General features: G+C 51.9%; 12 protein-coding genes. 5 read left to right on the top strand and 7 right to left on the bottom strand.

What is annotated here, in order from left to right; genetic code table 11:
• Nucleotides 1-271 precede the first annotated feature (271 nt).
• The 6 genes from EL633_RS08305 to EL633_RS08280 all read right to left on the bottom strand — a co-directional run bounded on the left by EL633_RS08305 (nt 272) and on the right by EL633_RS08280 (nt 10,539).
• Nucleotides 272-1,273 (bottom strand): Gfo/Idh/MocA family protein, encoded by a 1,002-nt coding sequence (locus EL633_RS08305; protein WP_126626738.1) that lies wholly within the window; start codon nt 1,271-1,273, stop codon nt 272-274.
• A gap of 21 nt (nt 1,274-1,294) precedes the next feature.
• On the bottom strand, nt 1,295-2,338 hold the full coding sequence (locus EL633_RS08300; RefSeq protein WP_246039106.1) for a helix-turn-helix transcriptional regulator: 1,044 nt from the start codon (nt 2,336-2,338) through the stop codon (nt 1,295-1,297).
• A gap of 96 nt (nt 2,339-2,434) precedes the next feature.
• A complete protein-coding gene (locus EL633_RS08295; protein ID WP_126626737.1) occupies nt 2,435-3,457 on the bottom strand; it encodes a Gfo/Idh/MocA family protein in 1,023 nt (340 codons plus the stop codon).
• 279 nt (nt 3,458-3,736) lie between these two features.
• Nucleotides 3,737-6,028 carry a transglycosylase domain-containing protein gene (locus EL633_RS08290; protein WP_126626736.1) on the bottom strand — a complete coding sequence of 764 codons (2,292 nt, stop codon included), beginning with the start codon at nt 6,026-6,028 and terminating at the stop codon, nt 3,737-3,739.
• Between the two features lie 859 nt (nt 6,029-6,887).
• On the bottom strand, nt 6,888-9,581 hold the full coding sequence (locus tag EL633_RS08285; protein WP_126626735.1) for a transglycosylase domain-containing protein: 2,694 nt from the start codon (nt 9,579-9,581) through the stop codon (nt 6,888-6,890).
• A gap of 325 nt (nt 9,582-9,906) precedes the next feature.
• Nucleotides 9,907-10,539: a MerR family transcriptional regulator gene (locus EL633_RS08280; RefSeq protein ID WP_126626734.1), complete on the bottom strand. Its 633-nt coding sequence runs from the start codon at nt 10,537-10,539 to the stop codon at nt 9,907-9,909.
• 560 nt (nt 10,540-11,099) lie between these two features.
• On the opposite strand from EL633_RS08280, the gene EL633_RS08275 reads away from it, so the two are divergent.
• Nucleotides 11,100-14,168, top strand: a complete 3,069-nt coding sequence (locus EL633_RS08275) for an ABC transporter permease (RefSeq protein ID WP_126626733.1) — start codon at nt 11,100-11,102, stop codon at nt 14,166-14,168.
• Between the two features lie 15 nt (nt 14,169-14,183).
• A complete protein-coding gene (locus tag EL633_RS08270) occupies nt 14,184-17,162 on the top strand; it encodes an ABC transporter permease (protein ID WP_126626732.1) in 2,979 nt (992 codons plus the stop codon).
• Here EL633_RS08270 and EL633_RS08265 read toward each other — a convergent pair.
• Nucleotides 17,159-17,665, bottom strand: a complete 507-nt coding sequence (locus EL633_RS08265) for an NUDIX hydrolase (RefSeq protein ID WP_161982034.1) — start codon at nt 17,663-17,665, stop codon at nt 17,159-17,161. The genes EL633_RS08270 and EL633_RS08265 overlap by 4 nt on opposite strands.
• 789 nt (nt 17,666-18,454) lie before the next feature.
• Between EL633_RS08265 and EL633_RS08260 the strand changes: the two genes are divergently transcribed.
• The 3 genes from EL633_RS08260 to EL633_RS08250 all read left to right on the top strand — a co-directional run bounded on the left by EL633_RS08260 (nt 18,455) and on the right by EL633_RS08250 (nt 22,268).
• Nucleotides 18,455-18,817: a hypothetical protein gene (locus tag EL633_RS08260; protein ID WP_126626730.1), complete on the top strand. Its 363-nt coding sequence runs from the start codon at nt 18,455-18,457 to the stop codon at nt 18,815-18,817.
• A 133-nt stretch (nt 18,818-18,950) separates the two neighbouring features.
• Nucleotides 18,951-20,759, top strand: a complete 1,809-nt coding sequence (locus EL633_RS08255) for a M3 family oligoendopeptidase (RefSeq protein WP_126626729.1) — start codon at nt 18,951-18,953, stop codon at nt 20,757-20,759.
• Between the two features lie 318 nt (nt 20,760-21,077).
• Complete coding sequence (locus EL633_RS08250) at nt 21,078-22,268, top strand: FIST signal transduction protein (RefSeq protein ID WP_161982033.1); 1,191 nt, start codon at nt 21,078-21,080, stop codon at nt 22,266-22,268.
• Nucleotides 22,269-22,475 lie beyond the last annotated feature (207 nt).

The raw sequence follows: 22,475 nt of genomic DNA, 5'->3' as shown, positions 1-22,475 counted from the left end.
TGCCATGGATCGCCTTCTTGATCTCTGATAGTGTTCTATGTCTATTGCGCTTATGTTGCATTGCCGCACTCGTTTCCCTGACGGGAAACAACAATTTTTATATTATAATGCTGCCAAAAATGTGCAAAGCACATTTTTGGCAGCATTATAATATAAAAAAGAGAGAAGCACCTTGGTGCGATACTCATAAAAGAGAAAAGTATTATATAATAATGACGAATTAAAGCTGCATATTTGCTAATATGCAGCTTTAATTCGTATAAAACCAGCTTTATTTGAGTTCGGATAGTGTGATGGTGCGTTTGTCTTCGACGGATTTGTAGGCGCCGAGGATTACTTTGAGGACGTTGATGCCTTCGACCTCGGTGTTGACTGGACGGCGGCCTTCTTGCAGACAGGTGACGAAGTCTTTGATCTCTTCGGCGAACGTGTCGACGCCTTCGAAGGTAATCTTCTGCTCTTCGCTACCACGTATTTTATAGGAGAGGTCCTTGCCATTGCTGTAGGCATAGCCTTTTTCCGCTACGATCGAGAATTTCTCTGTGATCGAGGCTGCCTCGTAGGCCCAGCTGGTGACGATGTTGCCAACACCACCATCGGCGAAACGGACCAGTACCTGGGCGGAATCTTCTCCGTCCATGAATTCCAGGCGGTGCTTGCTGAGCATGGCGGTAACTTCAACTGGCTCGCTACTGGCAAGATAGAGGAGCAGGTAGGTTGGATGATAACCGGTATCGATCAGCTCACCACCACCGATCATGGCACGATTACCACGCCAGCCGATGCTCTTGGGATCAAAGTTGTTGAGGAAGCTATCGGTGGTGCGTACCTCGTAGACTTTGCCAAAGGTGCCGTCCTGGATCATCTGTTTGACTTTGGCGACCGGTGGCATGGTTAACTGATTATGGGCACACATCAGGGTAATACCGTTCTCGCTGACAGCTTTCTGGACTTCTTCTGCCTCGGCGATGGTCAGACAGAGTGGCTTCTCACATAAAATATGCTTTTTGGCTCTGGCGGCCGCTACGATGGCATCTTTATGGAGATGGTGGGGGAGACAGATATCGACGGCATCAATATCGGCCTTCGCGAGCATCTCGTTATAGTCACCATAGATTTCCGCGCCACCGACTTCGCTGGCACGTTTCTCAGCATTGGCTGCAACGACATCGCTGACAGCAGTAACTTTGGCCTGTTCTGGAATACGCAGATAGCCTCTAATGTGGGGTGCAGTAATGCCTCCGGCGCCGATTAAACCAATCTTAATAGTCATGCTATGTTCCTCCTTGAGTCGTTAAACGGTTGGCGTAGCTTTCGTTGCTACGTTACTACTGTCGTTGAATTTATGAATGCGCTGCTGTTCACGATACTGCAAGGGCGTGATGCCCATGCGCTTCTTGAAGACATAATGCAGATAACTGCCGCTGGAAAAGCCATGTTGGACCGCGAGCTGCTCAATCGTTTGATCCGCATGGGTTAGAGCCATACAAACCTGGGTTAAGCGATAGCGTTCCAGATAGCCACTAAAGGTTTCCTGCGCCTGCTCATCCAATATCCTCTGGAGCTGACGACCACAAATATGCAGCTCCTCGGCCACCTCTTCCAGGGTCAAGGGATGGGCATAGTTATCGCGAATATACTGGGTTGCTAATCCATAACGATAGGCGTTCATGTCGCGTGAAGGTAGCGCCGTATTGATCTGAGTGACATGGTGTGCGCGTGCAGCTCGCAACATAATCTGGATCAATGCCTGCCGGATAGTGGAAAAGGCTCCCAGTTCGCGATCATGCCAGGCGCGATAAGCGGTCAAAAACCAGCTCATCGCATCATATTGATCCACCGTTGGATGGGCCAGCATCGTATCCAGTTGGCGGATACATTCGTCGGCCTCACCAACCTCCCAGGACTCTCCCCACTGCACCTCATGTTCCGTGCCAGCCGCTTGCTCAGCCAATTTGACGATATCAATATGTAGACAGAGCTCGTCCAACTGCTCATTCACATCCGCCTCTTGCTGGTGGATAACCTGTGGACCGGTCAGATAGAACATGCCAGCATGCACAGGATAGCTGCCATCCTCCAGTATTACCGAGCCGGTACCACTGGGAATAAAATGAAACTCGTAGTCCCGATGCTTGTGCGCCTGGATAACGTGTCCGGCTGATAGCGTTGCCAGATGACAGCGCAACACCTGAATGCCATAATGGCCCCAGCGGAAGCGGATATCCAGGCGATCAAGCGCCTGGGGATCCGCCTGCATCAATTGAAATTGTGATGGTCCCATTGTTTTTTTAGAGGCGTGGTAACGGGATCGACTCAAACCTTTTGCTACATTCACCACATGGCTCCTCTGTACTTTCCAGCCTTACTATGCAATACAGCCAATGATATTTCTACATACAGACATAGGTAAGTAAAAAAATCTGCCCGGCTGTTATTGTTTAAGCGAGCTCAGCTGTACCGCCTGATTGGTACGTGCGGAGATGTTGGCCGCTTCCATTAATGCCGTGAGCTCAATGGCGGTCTGAATATTCTCTGTCGCGGTCGTGCCCTGCTGAATATGGCCGACCCACTGCTGGAAGGCACCGGGTAGATCCTCAGGAAGCGACTCGATTGGATGCCATTTGTCGCCTCCGGGTGTACCAGAGCGCGTGCTGCGAATGTACAGTGTATCTTCCGGTGTACCAAAGAAGAGGCTCCCCTCGGTTCCATGGGCCTCAATGGTGAATGGTGAGAAACGATTGACAAAACCGGCCTCAACAACGCCAATGGCGCCATTTGGATAACGCAGGGTCACGACCGCGTTATCTTCAACTTCGCGACCAGTGACATAGCCATAAGTGGCGCTGACACTCTCAGGTAGACCCAGGAAGAGGCGGGTCAGGTACATTGGATGGCAGCCCAGATCGATCATGGCTCCGCCACCACACTGTTCCGCATTAAAGAAGTGAGCGGGTAGCCAGCCCTGAGGATTCTCGCTGGTCGCTACGGCACCGTTATGTGAAAGTCGGACACGCGCCTGTGTGGCCTGTCCAAGCTGCTGCTGCTCCATAATCGCGCGAATCGCCTGAGTATAACCGGCATTGATGCGTGGTAGAGAGACCGTCAACTTAACGCCAGCCTGCTCAATTGCAGCAATAATTTCATTACACTCATGCAGCGTGGTCGCGATAACCTTCTCAGTGAAAATATGCTTGCCCGCCCTGGCCGCCGCAATCATAACATCCCGATGCATAGTAGTGGGAGTATCAACGACAACCGCATCTATATCCTTTTGAGCCAGCAGCTCAGCTAAATTATCGTAGAAGCGCACACCCAATGCCTCAGCCTGTTTACGGCCCCGGTCAGGCTCCTCATCCCATGCGGCAACAATCTGTGTATCAGGATGTTCCAGCGCTTGTCGTGTATAGTCACGGGCATGCACATGCCAGAAACTAAGCATAGCAACACGAATCATCACTATTCTCCTTTGAAATTGCGACTAGTATCAAATCATTTACTGTAATTCTACAATCCAACATAGCCTTTTTACAATCTTATGTTGCGACACACATGTTTGAATTCACGACAAACTCAACCATAACGACTGGTAATGGCAGGGCTTGTCCCTGCTCCAGTTCACGTACGATATGTCCCTCTGACACGTGGTCAGTCTGTAACACGTACGACCAGGCACATCCAGCCTCGGGATTGTGCCTGGTCGTACGTGTTACAGGAGCAGGGGCGAGCCCTGCCGTTACTTGAAATGCCAGTCGGTGGTGGTTTTACCGGGATAGGTTTCTGTTTTCATGATTAGCGTTGGCGGTGGTCCTGGGAAGACGTTTAAGGGATGGCCGCGTTCGGCCAGGAGCATGGTGTCGTGCCAGATGGGGCCAGCGCCGTCTACACCGGTGACGTTAACCATGGGCGTGTTATTGTTGTTACCTGCCCAGACGCCAACGGTGAAATCAGTGGTAAATCCCATGGTCCAGTTGTCGCGGAAATCATTGGATGTACCGGTTTTGGCGGCCGAAACACGGATCGGACCAGGCTTGCCGGCGTAACACTGGTTCATGGTGGTGGAGTATAGGACGAGTGAGCTACATTTACCGAACTCGTAGATACGCGAGTTGTTGTCGCTCAAGACGTCAGTGATCATAAAGGCAGTCTCTTTACGGAGGACACGGACACCTTTGGGCTTGAATTGGAAGATCATCTTGCCGGTTTGATCCTGGACAGTCTCAATGGCATGGGGGGCCATGCGTATCCCACCGTTGGCGAAGGTTGAATAGGCGGCGGTATTATCCAACAGGTGAATACTCAGTGAGCCCAGTACCATGGTGTAGTTGGGCGTGCCCTGATACGTTTTGACGCCCATGGATTGCGCGGTATGCAAGGCTTTATCTACCGTTGTGCGCATCAGGAGTTTGACGGCCGGAATATTAAATGAGTTCTGCAAGGCGTAGCGCCAGCTTACCCAGCCATGAAATTTCAGATCATAGTTGGCGGGTGTGTAGGATGGGAGTCCACAACACATATTCACGGTCAGCGGCCCATCCATGACGGTCTCACCCGGGCTGATACCTTGATCAAAGGCGGTAGCATAGATGAAGGGTTTAAAGGATGATCCTGGCTGGCGATAGCCCTGGGATGCGACATCGAAGGCCCCATATCTGGGATTCTCAGGATCGATGTTGCCAACCAGCGTACGAATGGCGCCCGTATGGTGGTCCAGTACGACGACGGCGGCATTGGACATATTGTGGGCCCGAGCCATCTCGGCGATATGTTTTTTTGCCACCTGGAGGACTTTATTTTGTAAGTCCAGATCCAGGGATGTTTTTACGACCAGACCGGCGCGCGAAAGGTCAGCAACCTTGACGTGCAGGGTGTTGGCAAGCTCGCGTAGCGTATAGTTTGCGAAATGGGTCGCCTGCCCATTCTGTTTGATCCCTGGCTTGAAGAAGGTTGGCTCCTGGGCCTCCGCAATCGCGGTTGAGCGCTCCTTCGCAGTGATATAGCCCTGCAGATACATCTGCTGTAGCACCTCTTGCATGCGATTTAACGCGGCCTTGGGATGGAGCAGAGGATCACGCGCGATTGGAGAACTGGGGATACCAGCCAGCATGGCCGATTGGGCGATATCTAATTGTGAGGCCGCCGTCTGGGTTGGTGTTCCATTCAAGCCGAAGTAACTAAAGGCCGCCTCCTCAACGCCATAGGAACGCTCACCATAATAGGTGGTGTTCATATACATTTCAAGAATCTGCTCTTTAGTGTAGTAGCGGGATACATCTGGTGCCAGGATGATTTCTTGCAGCTTACGCAATACGGTAGCTTGATTGCCGACGATCGCGTTTTTGATCAACTGCTGCGTGATGGTGCTACCACCGGAAACCACTTTTTTGGTGGTCAGATTCTCGATAGCGGCACGTGTGATACCAGTGATATCATAGCCAGGATTTTTGTAGAAGTATTGATCCTCAATCGCGATTTCAGCATGTGCCATATGGGGTGAAATCTTGTCCAGCGGCACACTGGTCTGCCGTCCTTGATCCATAGCCTGGAAGATCAACTTGCCCTTAGAATCATAAATTCTCGTGCTATCGTGTGGCAGAATATCCGTGAGCGTGGTGATTTTATCGCCAAACTTCTGATGGGTGGCATTGATAAAGCCAGTGATCGTGACAAAGATAAGCACCACAACCACAAAGACAGAGAAAAGGCTAATCGCCAGTGGCAGGAGTGCCTGTGTGCCGACGCGATCACTCCTGTTGATCGTTTTGATGGTCTGTCGCAGATTCTTGCGCTTAATATGCCGCCGCGTGCGCCAGCCCGCCGGACGAATCGGTTGCTGTGATACCGCGTAACTAACTCCAGGCACGGGCCGTTCAGGAACATCATTCATCCTCTGGGCAACTGCCGCCTGGCTATTGGCGGGCAACCTCGCAGGAACTCTATGTGGGGACTGCCCCTCCCCCCCTTGTGCCGCTCCCTTATCCCCGCCAGGCGTGGGAGATGGCTCTTCGATATGTTGATCGGTCTGCATAGTTGAACCTCTTTCTACATCCGCTCATCGCTAACTACTACACCTGCGGTCCAGACAAAGCATCCCTGCGTGCAACATAATTACGGATACCCGTAATCCATTGCAGAACATACTACCGTAACAAAATGTATATATAGAGTGAGGAAGTTCTCTGCTGTAAATCTATAAAAAGGTGAGGATATATTCATTGATTCTATTCCCGGTGTATGAATTGGAATTCTACGCTGGTATTCTGCACGATCATGACCAGATACGTTGACGTGGGTCAAGGAGACGGCAACCCGCAAGGGGATTGCCCTACATGAATCATTTCCAGGTCATGTTATCGTCTTTCTCAGCGATAAAGTGAATACCTCTACCAGAGGCAAATGAAGAAGAGACACGGAAACTGTAGGGCAATCCCCTTGCGGGTTGCCGTCTCCTCGCCCGACTGTTAAGGTCCCTATTGACGACCATGACCGCCGCCTCCTCGCCCGACTGTTAAGGTTCTTATTGACGATCATGATCGCCGCCTCCTCGCCACATTATTCGATCACCTTAACATGATCCTGTCGATTCGTTGCACCATATATTGATAGACAGAACTATTACAAAAAAGTTATCTGTACATAGTAACGCTGTAAACAAAGCGATAGTAACTCGCTAAAAGATCATAAATATTGATATCGGTAAAAATCCTATTTTCCGTACTCTATAAATATTTATGTCATGATAGCGGCATTGCGCTATCTCTGACTCACTATTTTGACAGTACTTTTAGAGAACATGAGATGTCCGCTGGTGAACTACATGTTTCTCTATGGATAATGGGAAGGCAGAAGCGAGGATGGTGGATGATACGCTCCTCGCTTCTGTGGACCTACCACCAGCCACGATTACTACTATGATTATTCGGGGTGGGGAAGGCGAAACTATAGTTGCTACAATAAGGATGGCTGCTCAAGACGGTTGGTTTTTCGGTCTTAAAAGGATTGAGATTGGTCTCGGTCGCGGTTGGTACCGGGCTGGTTGGATAGAGGCTTGGTACTGCCTGAGCCATAGTGGGATAGTGCCCAGGTAGATACCAATCGGTACTCTGTATCCCATCTGGATAGATCATCGAGCCTTTATCGAGGCCGCCAGGATTGCTGAAGTTGGTCACCGGCTTTCCCTGTTCGGCCAGGAGCATGGAGTCGTGCCAGATTGGGGCCGCGCCCTGAATGCCGGTGACATCGTTCATGGGAGTGTAATTATTGTTGCCGGCCCAGACTCCCATCACAAAGTCTGTGGTGTAGCCCATAGTCCAGTTGTCACGGAAATCATTGGTCGTGCCGGTCTTGGCGGCGGCGGGCCGCACCACGCCACGGTTGCCAGCGTAACACTGATTGGTGCTATTAGAGTAGAGCTGTAAGGGATTGCAATCGAAGAACTCTGGTAATCGTGAATTGTTGTCACTGAGGATATCGGTCATCATATAGGCGACCTGTGGGCTGATGGCCTGCTTGCCTTCCTTTGATTGGTGCTTGGTGGTCTTTTTATTATACGTGGTGACAACTTTCTGGATCGCGTACGGGGTAAAGGCTTTGCCCTTATTGGCGAAGGCACCAAAGGCCGTGGTGTGCTCCAATAGATTCACATCCAGTCCACCCAGTACCATTGAATAGCCGGCCTCACCTTTGGTATCGGTGATGCCCATCGCTCTGGCCGTAGCGAGTGAGTTGTTGATGCCAACATGCTGGAGCGTCTTAACGGCTGGAATATTCAAGGAGTTCTGTAGCGCGCAGCGCAAGGTGACATGGCCATGATAGAGCTTATCATAGTTCTTAGGCTCATAGGTCGCTGGATTTGATCCAGGCGGCATCTGAATGATCAGTGGCGAGTCCTCGATGGCCTGGGCCGGTGTATAACCCTGCCCAAGCGCGGTGGCATAGACATATGGCTTAAACGATGAGCCAGGCTGGCGATAGCCCATAGTCGCCACATCGAACTTGCCATCAATAACCTTGCTATTATAATCCAGACTGCCCAGTAGCGAGCGAATCGCGCCCGTGTGATAATCGATCAGCACCTCGGCCGCATTGGTAATATTATGTCCCTGCAATTCATCGATATGCTGCTGCATAATCTTCTGAATCTTGTCCTGTAGATCAATATCCAGGGTGGTATACACCATCAAGCCTGAACGTGAGAGCTGTGAACGCTTCAACTTGAATTGCTTCTCAAGCTGTAGCAATACATACTGTGTAAAGTGTGGGGCCCGATCTTGCAGATTGGGTGGACCCTTGAAGAAATCTGGTTTCTGCGCCTCTTTAATGGCCGCGTCGGCCTGAACCTGGGTAATATAGCCTTCACGTATCATCAGGTCCAGCACGATGTTAAAGCGATTAAACGTCGTTTGGGGATGCACATCAGGATCATAGAGTGAGGGCGAACTGGGCATGCCGGCCAGCATGGCGGACTGGGCCAGATCGAGTTGCGCTGAGGCTGGCTTGCCCGGTCGATCGACCAGGCCAAAGTATGCGCTCGCCGCCGCATCGATGCCGTAGGCCTGGTGGCCGAAGTAAATGGTATTGAGATACATTTCGATAATATCGCTTTTGCTGTAGCGGCTATTGATCTCCGGCGTGAGCACAAACTCCTGTAATTTACGTAAGACGTTGGCCTCGCTACCGACCAGCAGGTTTTTAATCAACTGCTGGGTGATAGTACTGCCTCCCTCCACCACGCGTCCATGTTGCAGATTTTGAATCCCCGCCTCCAGGATACGGAAGATGTCGAGGCCCGAGTTCTTCCAGAAGTTTTTATCCTCGGTAGCCACAGTCGCGTTGATCAACAGGGGCGAAATCTTGTCCAGGGGCACCTCGGTATGCATACCTTGATCGGTGAGCTGTGAGAGCAGAATGCCCTTACTATCATACAGCTTCAAATTGTCACGTGGGGTGAGATCGCGCAAGGAGAGGATCCCGTGTTGATAGGTTGTGCTTGTGTCGTTATAGAAACGATAAGTGACATAGGTGCCGGCCCCGGTGATAGTCAGCAGAATCAAGGCCAGCAGGCCAAAAGTGCCCAGGATGGTCAGCCAGAAGCGATGAAAATTATAGCGATTTTTGTGGCGCGTATCGCGCAGATGCCTGCGTGAGATGTGGCTTAAGAGTAGTCGGCGCCGCCGTGGATTGGCCGGTAAGCGTACTGGATGCTGGTGCAGAACAATATCTGGATCTGTGTCGTCTTCCACAGGATATGCTCTGGTAATAGCTGCCGTGGTCTCTACATGCTGATGAAGCAGGCTCTGCCGCGTATTATCTGGACGAATGACCTCAGGGGTTACATTCAGGGCAGCGGCGTGCTGCTCACGACGCCTGCGCTTCTGCTCAAGATAGCGCTGTGCCCGCTCGGTTCTTTCCCGCCGAGTTTGTGCGCGCTGATTTGCCGCCTCCGCACCCTGTTTGTATCCAATTGGTGGCGTAGTCGGTGGGTGGGGAAACGGAATCTCCTCCACATGAGATGTTAGCGACGAATCCTCATGGTCTTTGTCTGGCGTCGTATCTTCAGGTCCTGGATATTCTATCGGCATAAGAGCTACCCCTTATCTCTTCAAGCAATCTCCTGAGACAACCATAAAACTATCTATGCACGGCTGCGATTCCCCATGTATGCTTATAAATCGACCTACCGATCATGAATCTGAAGCTATACACAGATTCTATAACGGTTACGTCAAAGCACGTCTTGTGAGAGAATACGCTTTATTTAAGAAGAGGTTACGCTTTGCTTAACAAGTCTAATCGTATTTCTTTTCTATACATATTAGACGTTGCAAAAAGCAAATCGTCTCGCAGCAATAGCATAATTTTATGGAATATGATAGACACCAGAGATATATCCTGACATATGCCAGGCTAGCTTTGCGCGGCCTCAATCAGGGCCGGCAAAATCTCATTGGTGATGGCCTGTACCTGCTGAAAACTCGCGATCCAGAGGAGATCATGATCCCGACCGCTCCGTACCTCGGCCAGTTGCAGGATGCCTTCATCGATCAATGTACGGAAATAGAGAAAGGCGCGCACAGCATCGGCGACCGGAACATGTGAGGCCCAGGTGATCGAGCCATATTCGCGTCCCAGTTCAATGGCCTCTTTTTTCAGATCATCAATATGATGGGTATCATCATTGAGTGCACGCAGCATCAGATCCAAGAGACGCCGACCGAGTTGGCGATACGCATCGCGGGCCGTCGTATCAAAATGTTGATACCAGGGGAAAGTATCGAGGGTGCCATCGGTAAAAGCAATGCGTACCCGGCCCAGCACACTCTGAACAAGGAGAATTGAAGCCGGATCAGGTTTAGGAGAGGCCTCCTGCCGTACACGCTCCTCAATATCTGCGCGCCGGAAGCGGCGATGCCCGCCACTCGTACGACGTGAAGGAATCTCATTGCGATCCGCCCAGAGACGTACAGTTGCCGGATGCATGCCCAGTAGCTCAGCCGCCTCACGTAAGCTAAGCCACTCTTCTCCTGTGTGCGATGTCACCACGATACCTCCTGAGACTATGGGGGATTATTTAGACAATAACTAAATGCGCAATATGTAGCTTGATTGTATGGAATTCACACAGTAACGTCAAGTCTAATTTCAAACTCTTCCGACATTGCCGGTAGACTTCTACATGCATTGGACGCATCGCACACGGAAACCCACGAGGTATATAACTGCTATTCTCAGTCTTCTCCCCATAGAATATCAGGAATTTGCTCTATTATCTACCAGTCTCAACCCCTGACCGCCGATTATACAATCTCTACGACCCCATTTTTGAGTGCCATGCATTTTTTGACCTTCCCACGCAAAAGACGTTTCATTGGATGGTGACGCCCACTCGACGGATGGTTTGCTCGATTATCACGTCTTCCCATCCCCAAACCTTTTATGATATTACATTTCATGGCAATCCACGATGATTTGATGAGCTTATGCATTTAACATCGCTGGCTTTCTGTGAGGTTTTGCCGTTTAAATGCATTATATATAAGTGAATATATTATTTGCGATATAATCTCTCTGCTCGCTTCAATGCTAGGAAGGATATTTTTATGCCTCGCTCTATCAAGCGAGAGAAGTCTCCGGTTGGCCGCTCCTGGTTTCCGGCTTTTGTGCCGCTGGCCTGGTGGCAATTACGAAGGACGAAGGGGCTGCTGGCTATTGTGGGCCTGGGTGTGCTGGCTGCGGTGATTTGTGTGTGTGTGGCCCCGCTCTATACGCAGGTGGCGATGACCGCCGGACTCCAGGAGGCCGTCAACGCGACTCCTGCCAATGCTAGCATTTCGATTGTTAGCAAGGATACTCGTCCCAGTTGGGCAAGTGTGCAGGCTGTCTCCGACGCTTTTGCAAATTATTCAGTTCAACCTCTTTCCACGTTTCTGGATAGTAGCAAAAACCAGATGCAGATTGAGAGTGGTCAGCTTCAGTTATTCCGTGCAGATCCGTCTGCCGCTAAAGTGAAACCTTTGGCGGATGTACTGCTGCTTGAAGGGAACAATATGGGGCAGATTGCCAGTGGGAAGCATCTTTCGTTGCTCAAAGGGCGGTTGCCGGATTCAAAGGTAAAGGCGTATGCGGATACTGATAGCACGATTGAGATGGCGGTATCTCAGGATACCGCCGGATATTTGCAGCTCTCACCTGGCTCTGTGATCTATACGCGGGTCGCGGTACAGAATACCACAGGCATACGTGCAAATGCCGATTGGCATATGGTTTCGTTGAAGGTGGTCGGTATATTCCAGAATATGGATGGACACGATCCTTTCTGGCATGGGAGTACGCTGGACAAAAATACTTTGGGAGGTAAACCTAATGGTCCTTTCATTTTTAAGGCCCTGGTCTCCAATGAGTCGCTTGGCTCTACGTATGCTCGTTTTATTCCTGTGAGCGATCAGCCTGATACCGATTCAATCCTACCTTTTTCAGAGCCGCCGCTGGGAATTAAACAACCGGCACACTCTCTGACGGATGCGCTGACGATTAACTGGTATTTTTCGTTGGACCAAAAAACTATTACTAGTTCTCAACTTGACTATTTAATCAATACTTTGCATACCTTTCAATTTCATTTTTATCCTACTGATCTTCTTCTGGTGCATTATGGCATTGTAGACACGCATAACTTTGTGCCCCTGGATGGTCTGACAGATTATCAAAATCAGTTGCAGGTTTCACAAGTGCCTGCCCTGGGATTAGTGCTGGTGATCTTTTTTCTGTTGTTGTACTTTGTGGCTCTGATGGTTGATCTGCTGGTTGAGCGTCAGGCTGCGACGCTGGCGATTGTGCGCAGTCGTGGTGGCAGTCGTGGTCAGGTGTTTGGGGCTCTGTTAATGCAGGGTGTGGGCGTCTGCCTGCTGGCTTTGCTGTGCGGACCGCTGCTCGCGTTCCCGGTGACCAGTCTATTGGGCCGACTTCTGTTGCCTGTACAGAACTATGCCGCGATCGATACGGTCTTGCAGAACTGGCGGCAGGCGCTCCTGTCGGTCGAGTTGTATGCTTTCGTTACGGTAGTCGTGGTGTTGCTGACATTAGCGGTGGCTATTTATCAGGCGACCGCCATGGACGTGCTGGCGCTGCGTCGTGAGTCGAGCCGTGCCACCCGCAGGCCGCTCTGGCTGCGTTTCAGTCTGGATCTGATCGCGGTCGTGGTGATGATCGTCGGCTATATCCTTTCGGTCTATCTGACGGACTCAGATGTACTTGATCCCCATCTGCGTCTGACCTTGCTCTCGCCATTGGTGCTGGCGCGAGCGATCTTTACCATTATTGCGGCCATGTTGTTATTTTTACGCTTCTTCCCCTATCTGTTACGCTGGGGATCCTGGTTGGCGACGCAGCGCAGCCGTGGGGCCGCATCCATGCTGGCCTTCGCGCAGTTAGCGCGTTCCCCACGCCAATCTTTACGCATGGCCTTGCTTTTCGCGCTGGCCACCGCCTTTGCAATCTTTGCGCTGGTCTTTTCGTCCTCGCAATTCCAACGTACCAGTGATATCTCCACGTATACCGTGGGCGCGGATATCGCGGGTAATTTTGTGGATCAGCCGGATGCGGCCTCATTGCCTACCCAGTTGCAAATCTATGGCAAACTGAAGGGCGTGCAGGGCGTAACGGCCGGCTATAGCGATCAATTACAGGTAGCTGATCGGGAAGATCATGTGCGCTTTCTAGCCATGGATGCTGATACTTATACGCATACGGCGTACTGGCCTGAGAATAATACTTCTATGTCCCTGCCTGTGTTGATGCAGCAACTGGCGCGCGGCAGAAATAGCCAGGACCAACTGGTGCCGGCGGCGATCGATGCGACGATGGCCAGCACGTATCATCTCTCGATTGGCAGCAAGTTTGGTCTGAATGGCTCGCTCAGCGATGAGGGCTTGATCTATTTTAAAGTGATCGCCATCGCCAGATATATTCCGACCCAGACCGTACCAGGTGGCGTGCTGGTAGATCTGCGTGCCTATCAACGGGCATACAATCGTGTGGTGAATATCGTTGGGAGCCAGCCCTTGCCTTTGAATCAGCTCTGGTTGCGTACCAGCGATGATCCTGCTACCCAGGCCCAACTGCGCCATGAGTTGCTCAACGGTACTGTCCAGTTGTCTACTTTTGTGGATCGCCGCCAGTTGATGGCGCGCCTACAAAAAGAGCCGCTCTACCTGCAGATGATTGGTATTCTGGCCCTGGGACCATTGATCGCGCTCATCCTGGTGCTGGTGGGAAGTCTGGTCGCCTCCTGGTTACAGTCACGAGATCGGTTGACGAACTTTGCGATTATGCGCGCGCTGGGGGCGAGTCCCGCTAATATAACTTCTACCCTGGCCTGGGAGCAAGCGGTGGTCTATGCGGTCGCTATTATCCTGGGAGCGATCTTTGGTGCCGTACTCTCGTGGATGGTGGTACCCGCGTTAGTCTTCACCAGTGCGCCTCTGCAGCAGACCGATATCAGCGAATTTTATCTGGCCCAGAGTATTCCACCGGTCCAGGTGGTGGTGCCTGCACTGCTCGGCCTGGGTTTCGCCATCCTGATTATGATCTGTGTGCTGGCATTGGGTATGATGCTACGTACCATCTCGAAGCCTTCACTGGCAACCACGCTCCGTATTAACGAAGATTAGAGAGAGAGTTCGCATATGTCTTCGGTGTTTACATTGGCCCTCTGGCAGCTACGGCGGACCAAAGGACTACTCTTTATTGTGGGATTAGGCATTATCGCGGCGGTGGTCTTTGTATGTGTGGCTCCGATCTATTCAAAGATCGCGATGACGGCCGGCCTGCGTAGCGATTTACGCTTGAGTGGTAGTAATGTTAATCTGGTCATGAGCGGCGATATTAATCGTCCTTTTTTAGCGCGCATCCAGGCGGCGGGCCAGATGATTAGCGGCAGTTCAGGAACGTTACTGCAGCGCTATCAGGATCCAAAACAAACGCGTTTCTCGGTGTCGAGTGATCTGCTCCCTCTGTTGAATGCGCAGTCTGGCAGTAAGCCAGCTAAAGAGAGTGGTAATAATCTGGTGCTCAGCGGTAGCGATATGGAGCAGGCACGGTCACATCTCAAGCTACTGTTCGGACAGCTACCACAGGCTCATATTAAGGGCCATGATGAGCCTGATGCGACTATCGAGGTAGTACTTACCACTGCGACCGCTAAGGCGCTGCATGCGGCTCCTGGCACGATCCTGCAGGTGCAGGTAGATCTCGTACGCAATTACGCCCTGATCAAAGAGATAACTATTCCGCTCAAAGTCGTTGGCATTGTACAGGCACCTGGTAATGATCCATATTGGCGTGGCATAACATTTGATCCTCTGCGTGATGCGGCGGATAATGCCAGCAACCAGCGCGTCAACTATGCCGCCCTGGCCGCTAACGAAACTCTGGTCTCCACCCTCTCACACTGGATTCCCACCGCTGATGAACCGGGTGTGGGATCAAACACGACCGGCGCATATACCACGTTATCGGAGCCGCTGCACATCTCCTGGAACTATGCGCTAAATCCTGATACGTTGCAGATAGATGATCTGGATCAACTAATTACCACGCTGGGTCGTTATCAGTTCGCAGGTGGTTCCAATGCTGCTCTGGGCCAGCAATACGGCATGGACAATGTGCATACGACGGTACCGCTGGATGGTTTAACGCGTTATCAGGCGCAGATCTCGATCTCACAGTTGCCATCTGTCAGCTTGATTGTGATTATCTTCCTGCTCCTCCTCTACTTTGTCTCGTTGATGACGGACCTGCTGGTGGAGCGGCAGGCGGGCGCTATCGCGATCCTGCGCAGCCGTGGAGCCAGCCGTGGACAGGTCTTTGGCTCTTTACTGATCCAGGGCGCGAGTCTGGCCGTGCTGGCATTGATCCTTGGACCCTTACTGGCTCTACCCATTGCTCGAAGCTTAAGCCGCTTGCTACTGGCTCCCCAGGACTATCCAGCGATCGACCTGGTATTGCAACAGGGCTGGCCGTTGATGCTGTCGGTGGGATGGTATGCCCTGGCTACCGTCCTGATGGTAGCGCTCGTCCTGATCCTATCGATTAACCGTACCACCTCGCTAGATGTACTGGCTATTCGGCGTGAGTCCAGTCGTAGTCGGAACCGACCATTCTGGCTGCGCTTCAATCTGGATGTGATTGCCATTGTACTGATGCTGGTGGGCTATCTGATCTCGATGTATCTCACGAACACCAATGCTCTGGATGCCAGATTACGCTTGCTCCTGCTCTCGCCATTGGTGCTGGCACGCACCATCTGTACCATTCTGGCGGCCATCCTGGTCTTCCTGCGTTGTTTCCCATTCCTGTTACAACTGGGATCCTGGCTGGCGACCAGACGTAGCCGTGGAGCATCCTCGATGGTTGCGCTGGCGCAACTGGCGCGCTCACCACGGCAAGCGGTACGCATGACCATGCTCCTCTCGCTGGCTACCGCCTTCTCGATGTTTGCCTTGATCTTCTATGCCTCGCAGATCCAGCGGGCCGATGATGTGGCAACGCATAGCGTAGGAGCAGACTTCCAGAGCGATCTAGCGCCGAATACGGGCCTTGACAGTGTTTCAGGTATAATTAACCACTATCAAAGCATACGGGGCGTAAAGAGCGTCTCAGTCGGTTCCAGGGCTATTACGCAGATAGGCGATAGCCAGGGAACGGTCAATCTCCTGGCCGTGGATGCCACGACCTATGCGCACACGGCTGCCTGGCCACAGGATAATAGCCTCCAGCCATTAAATCAGTTGATGCAGCAACTCGTCAGTGAACGTGCGCAGGCGATCAGCCAGCAGGAGATACCGGCCATCATCGACGATTCCTTCTGGCAGAACTACCACCTGAAGGTAGGAGATAAATTCGCGCTCACCGATCCAAATAACTCGGACACCCCCTTCCACTTCCGCGTGCTGGCAAAGGTCCAGCAGATTCCAACGCAGAAGACGCCAGCGGGAATCCTGATTGATCTCCAGAGTTATGGGACCATCTATAATCAACTGCTGAATCGTGATGGGCGGGGAGCCTTTCAGGTAACCACCGTCTGGCTACGGACCAGCGATGATCCCGCGACTTTGAGTACGCTGAGAAATACATTACGTACCAGTGCCAGCACGCTGAGCGATCGCCGTATCCTGGTTGAGAATCTGCATCAAGAGCCACTCTATCTGCAAGTCATGGGCATACTCGCCCTTGGACCAGCGGTAGCGCTCCTCCTGATCCTGGTTGGTAACCTGGTCTCCTCCTGGTTAAGTGCGCGCGACCGCCTGACCAATTTCGCACTCCTGCGCGCCTTGGGGGCGGCCCCACGTAATATCGCCACCACACTGACCTGGGAGCAAAGTATCATCTACGCCACATCCATCATCCTTGGAGTCATCTTTGGCGCGCTCCTCTCCTGGATGGCCATACCAACGCTCCTCTTCACCAGTGCTCCGGGCCAGGACTTGACCAACGAACAATTTTTCCTGGCGCAGAACATCCCACCGATCCAGGTCATCATCCCGGCCCTGCTAGGCATTGGTCTGGCCCTGCTGGTCGCGCTCTGTATCCTGGCCCTGGGCATGATGGTCCGGATCGTGTCCAGTCCCTCCATGGCCATGACCCTGCGCCTCAACGAAGACTAGCGGCGCAGGATCACATGCTCAGTATGTGCCGGAAGGGTAGCAAGCGCATGGCGAAAGAAAGGAGGGCGAATATCCAGCCTGTCTGGTAAATCCGCAATGGGGAGCCATTCAAAGATCATTGGATGGTTCTCCTGCTCCTCGGGCAACTCAAATGGACCAGTATGTTGATACAGGTAAGAATTCTCTGGAAAATTCAACTCAAAATAGAGTCCGATTTCATGATGGGCCGTAGTGTCAGTAAAAAAGTTCTCAACAATATAGAGAAGGCGTCCAACCTCCCCCTCCTCACCTAGTTCCTCCTGCACCTCACGCCTCAACGTCTCCTGTGAACTCTCACCCAACTCCGCCCGTCCACCCGGCAGAAACCAGAAATTATCAGCAGGATCAAGCGTACTCTTCTGACAGAGCACCCGTCCCTCATGGATAGCTATACCCCCAACCCGATACGTAAATTTATAATGAGCCGTCTTAAACTTAATCATCGTTCGATCTTGATCAGCCATAGTCACCGTATAGACCTTTCTTATATCATCCATTATTGTAACGACGATTTATCGCGCCAAAAAGGAACAGTTTAATTTCTCCTCCGCTATTAAGGGATAGAGCGAACATCGTGGCAAACGTTCCTGATCAGGTGGTGATTCGGTTTTGGATGGGAAAACGTGTGAAGCGGACTGGTCGTACGTCGAATGAGCGCCACACGCGAGGCCGGCATGCGGCTTGATCAAGTGTGATATGTGTTTAGAAAGCATCGCATGCCTGTGGCGCCTACACCAATCATGTTTCTTCAAGCATGATCGCTCCGGAACGGTCTGGTGGGAGATCATGGTCATGGTTAGTGATCTCGCTCGTCAAGGGACGCTATGATAGGATCTTGCCTCACACACGTTCCAACATGATCAGGCAACATCCACCGTGATTCGTGTAGGCGCCACAGCACTGCGAGTCGTTCTGATCCGTTGGCCTACGAAAACCCAGCAGTGCGGCCTCGCGTGTGGCGCCCACTCGACGTACGTAACGCCGGCTGATGGCACTCCCATAACTTCGGCGTACGATCGGCCTCGCGCATGGCGTACGCTGCGGGCCACAGAACCCGCCATCCTATTCGGATACATGTTGGTGGTGGGGTGGGGAAGATTAGATTTTCATGAGTCTTTCTTATGGCTGTGTTTTATCCATTGACCCGGCGTATATGGCGGATGTTATGATAGAAATATGCGTATCCAATGTGACATACATGTGATTAAAAGAATGTATGCATAAACAGATAGAAGAGCAGAAAGGGTGAAAATATGGAGCAGCATACTGGCAATGAGCGTGATCTGGCAGGTGCCGGTGGTGGAAATATTCCGAGTAAGGGTGAACCACAGCCTGTGATGGAGAAGAGTGGATTCAATACGTCGGATAAGGCGGTTGATGCTGATAATGCAAGTAACCAGTCGGCACAGGGGACGCTCGGTGGACGTAATCCCGGGCAGTTGAATAAAAATATTGGTGATATGGATCGACCTCGTGAGCATAGTGATATCGAGAATACTCCGGTTGATCCGATGGTTTCACGCGCCCCTGATAAAGTGAATGCTCAGCAAAGAGAAGAGGCTCAGCAGAAAGAGAAAGAACAGCAGAAAGCTGATCAAGATAAAGACAAAGAATAAGACTATGCCTGTGGCGGGTGCGCACCCGCCACTCCTTCCCCCGTCCTGTTCCCCTGTGTCTCTCCTCGCCGCATTGAATTGCATGCTACAATGCTTACATTGAGTATATGTAGAACGAAAAGGAGTGCGATTCGTGACAACAACCCAATCTTTGCCACATTGGAATATGGATGTGGTCTACCCTGGTCTGCAATCGCCTGAATTTGCGCAGGGATTTGCCGCGGCCGTTGCGGATATAGATGCACTGGTCCAGCTTTTTGATACATCCCATGTGCAGAAACAGGATAATTTAGCGGTAGATGCTGCTCTGGTCAAGACGTTTGAGACGGTGATTGAGCGCTATAATAGCGTGCAGGAGCGTGTCTTGACGCTGGCCGTGTATATCAGCTGTTTTGTGAGCACTAATTCGCGGGATGAGGTGGCCCAGGCTCGGGATAGCGAGCTTGAGAACTCTCTAGTCAAGCTGTCTCAGTTGGATACGCGCTTTACCGCCTGGCTTGGCTCGTTGGATGTCGAGCAGCTCATCGCGCAATCCGCAGTTGCTAACGCGCACGCTTATGCGCTACGCCGGGCCAAAGCCCAGTCATTGCATATGATGTCTCCGGCTGAAGAGGCATTGGCCGCAGAACTTACTTCGAGCGCCGGTCTCGCCTGGTCCAGGTTGCATAGTAATATTACTTCCCAGTTGAATGTGCCGCTGGAACTGGATGGTCAGACGCAGCAGGTGCCGATGAGCATGGTACGCAACCAGGCATCCAGTACGGATCGTGAGGCGCGTCGTCGTGCTTATGAGGCTGAACTGGCCGCCTGGAAAACGGTGGCGATGCCATTGGCGCAGGCCCTTAATAGCATCAAGGGTGAAGTCAATACCCTGGCCCGTAAGCGTCAGTGGGAGAGCGCGCTGGATGTTTCGCTGTTCGCGAATAGTATTGATCGCCAGACACTTGATGCTATGTTGAGTGCGGCCCGTGCCTCATTCCCTCATTTCCGGCGCTACCTTCAGGCTAAGGCACAGGCTCTAAAGGTGCCAAAATTGGCCTGGTATGATATTGTCGCGCCACTGGGCTCTAATGAGCGGGTGTGGGAGTATGGTGATGCCGAGCGCTTTATTGTCGAGCAGTTTGGCACCTTCTCTGAGCGCCTCTCGAACTATGCGGCCCGCGCTTTTAGCGAAGGCTGGATCGACGCCGAACCACGTCCAGGCAAGCGTGATGGCGCCTATTGTACGCCTTTACGTAAGGACGAGTCGCGTGTCTTTACCAACTATAAAGCCAGCTTTGATGGTGTTTCGACCCTGGCCCATGAACTGGGACATGGCTATCACAATTTAAATCTGGCCGAGCGCACCGCGATCCAGCGTTCCTTGCCGATGACTCTGGCGGAAACGGCCAGCATTTTCTGCGAAACGATTATCAACCATGCCGCTATGAAAGATGCCGAGCCGCAGGAGCGCCTCGCGATCCTTGAGGCTTCAATTCAAGGGGCATGTCAGGTTGTCGTCGATATCACCAGTCGTTTCTTGTTCGAGCAAAATGTCTTTGAGCAGCGTAAGCAGCGCGAACTCTCGGTAGAAGAGCTGAATGAACTGATGTTGCAGGCTCAACGTGATACCTATGGTGATGGACTTGATGAGCAGACGCTACATCCTTATATGTGGGCCGTGAAAGGCCACTACTATATCAGTGACCTCTCCTTCTACAACTATCCCTATATGTTTGGCCTCCTGTTCGGACTCGGCCTCTATGCCCAGTACCAGCAGAATCCAGAGACCTTCAAGCAGGGATACGACGAGCTCCTGTCATCAACAGGGCTGGCTGATGCGGCCGCACTGGCGGCTCGTTTCGGGATTGATCTGCGTTCAGAAGCCTTCTGGGCTGCCAGTCTGGACATCGTGCGCCAGGACATTGATGCGTTCTGTGAACTCGTGCAGTCACAGGCTTAATTGCGACCATCCGACGTGATATGCGATACTTATAGGAAACAAGATTTCAACTTGATGTCTTATTACTAAACCTTTTTTGAATCGTATATACACTGGAAGTAGGTGAAAGGGCCATGGCAGGCACACTTTCACGTCTCGCTTCGAGAATACTGTGATATGTAGTCAAGATCTCTGCCAATTTCGGCTGCATAGAGCATGCATGTCGGCGGGTGAAAAGACTCTACAAGATGTAATGAAGGGGCACCGTTGACCAGCGGTGCTCTTTCATTTGTGACGTTGTTTGTCTTTCAGCGCTGGATGGCCGACAGAGGAGTAAGCATGGATGATCGCAAACCAGCCGCACTAAGTGCGCTTGTCATAGATGAAGATTGGGAACTGGCGCTTGAACAGGCCCTGGAACAGATTAAAGATATTGCTGCGGATGTTATTTTCCTGTTCGCGAATATTGAATTTATGCCGTATTTCGCCGATATGTTGCAGATGATACGCAGCGAAACAGGTGTAGAGGTACTCTTAGGCTGTTCCGGCCAGGGTATTATTGGCACAGACCAGGAACTTGAAGATCTGCCTGCTCTGTCGTTGCTGGCCTTATCTTTACCCGGAGCAGAACTGCATCCCATTCATCTCACCCCGGAGATGGTAGAAAAGAGCCAGCAGCCACAAGATTTACGCCAGAAGCTTGGACTGGAGAAAGACGACGCCAATGCCTGGCTGATCTTCGCCGATCCTTTTCACCTGGATTGTGATATTCTCACCGAGAAGTTGTCCCAGGCATATCCAGGTGTGCCAATGATTGGTGGTCTAGCCTCCAGTGATATCGAGGATCGCTCAACCCAACTCTTCTTTAACGATACAGTCTTTGATGAAGGTGTGGTAGGACTGGCAATCGGCGGGCCCTATACTATTCTCCCTTTGGTATCTCAAGGCTGTGATCCTATCGGTGAAGCCTGGACCATCACCGGTGTCCTCGACAACGGACTGATCCAGAGCATCTCTAATCGTTCCGCCCACAGTATGCTACTGGAGACGCTGCGGACGCTCAGTCCAGACTTGCAACGTCGCGCGCAACGCAACCTGCAAGTCGGCCTGGCCGCCGACGAATATCAGGATGACTATCAGCGTGGCAGTTTCCTGATCCGCCAACTATTTGGTGTAGACCGCCGTAGTGGAGCCCTCGCCATCGGTGCCCAACCCCGTGTCGGCCAGACCATCCAATTTCAACTACGAGACGCCAGTTCCGCCGACCTCGACATGCACGAAGTCCTCATGCGAGCCAAAGCCGAACTTGGCGAAAACCAGCCCATCGCCGGCATCCTCTGCACCTGTAATGGACGCGGTATCGGCATGTTTGGCATCCCCGACCACGACGCCAGCGTCATCGCCCGTGAATTCGGCCAGATCCCCCTCGGCGGCCTCTTCTGTAACGGCGAGATCGGCCCCGTCGGTCAACGCATCTTCCTGCACAGCTTCACCGCCAGCCTCGGCCTCTTCGTCAAAATCACCCAGTAGTAGCGGCAGGGCTCGTCCCTGCGCCCAGTACCACGTACGACCACGAACGCGTAAGAGGCTGAACGCACTCTGAGATGCCAGCCTCACCGCGAACACGTGTTTGAGGAATATTTTATATGTGAACAGGCAGCGGAAGCAAAAACCAATGAATTTCACTTAATCATTTTTTTCACCACGGAAACGGTGGAAAAGTAGCGAATCGTCCAT

This window comes from Dictyobacter alpinus (assembly GCF_003967575.1).
Classification (GTDB): Bacteria; Chloroflexota; Ktedonobacteria; order Ktedonobacterales; family Ktedonobacteraceae; genus Dictyobacter; species Dictyobacter alpinus.
This window is presented reverse-complemented; position numbering and strand designations above follow the sequence as displayed.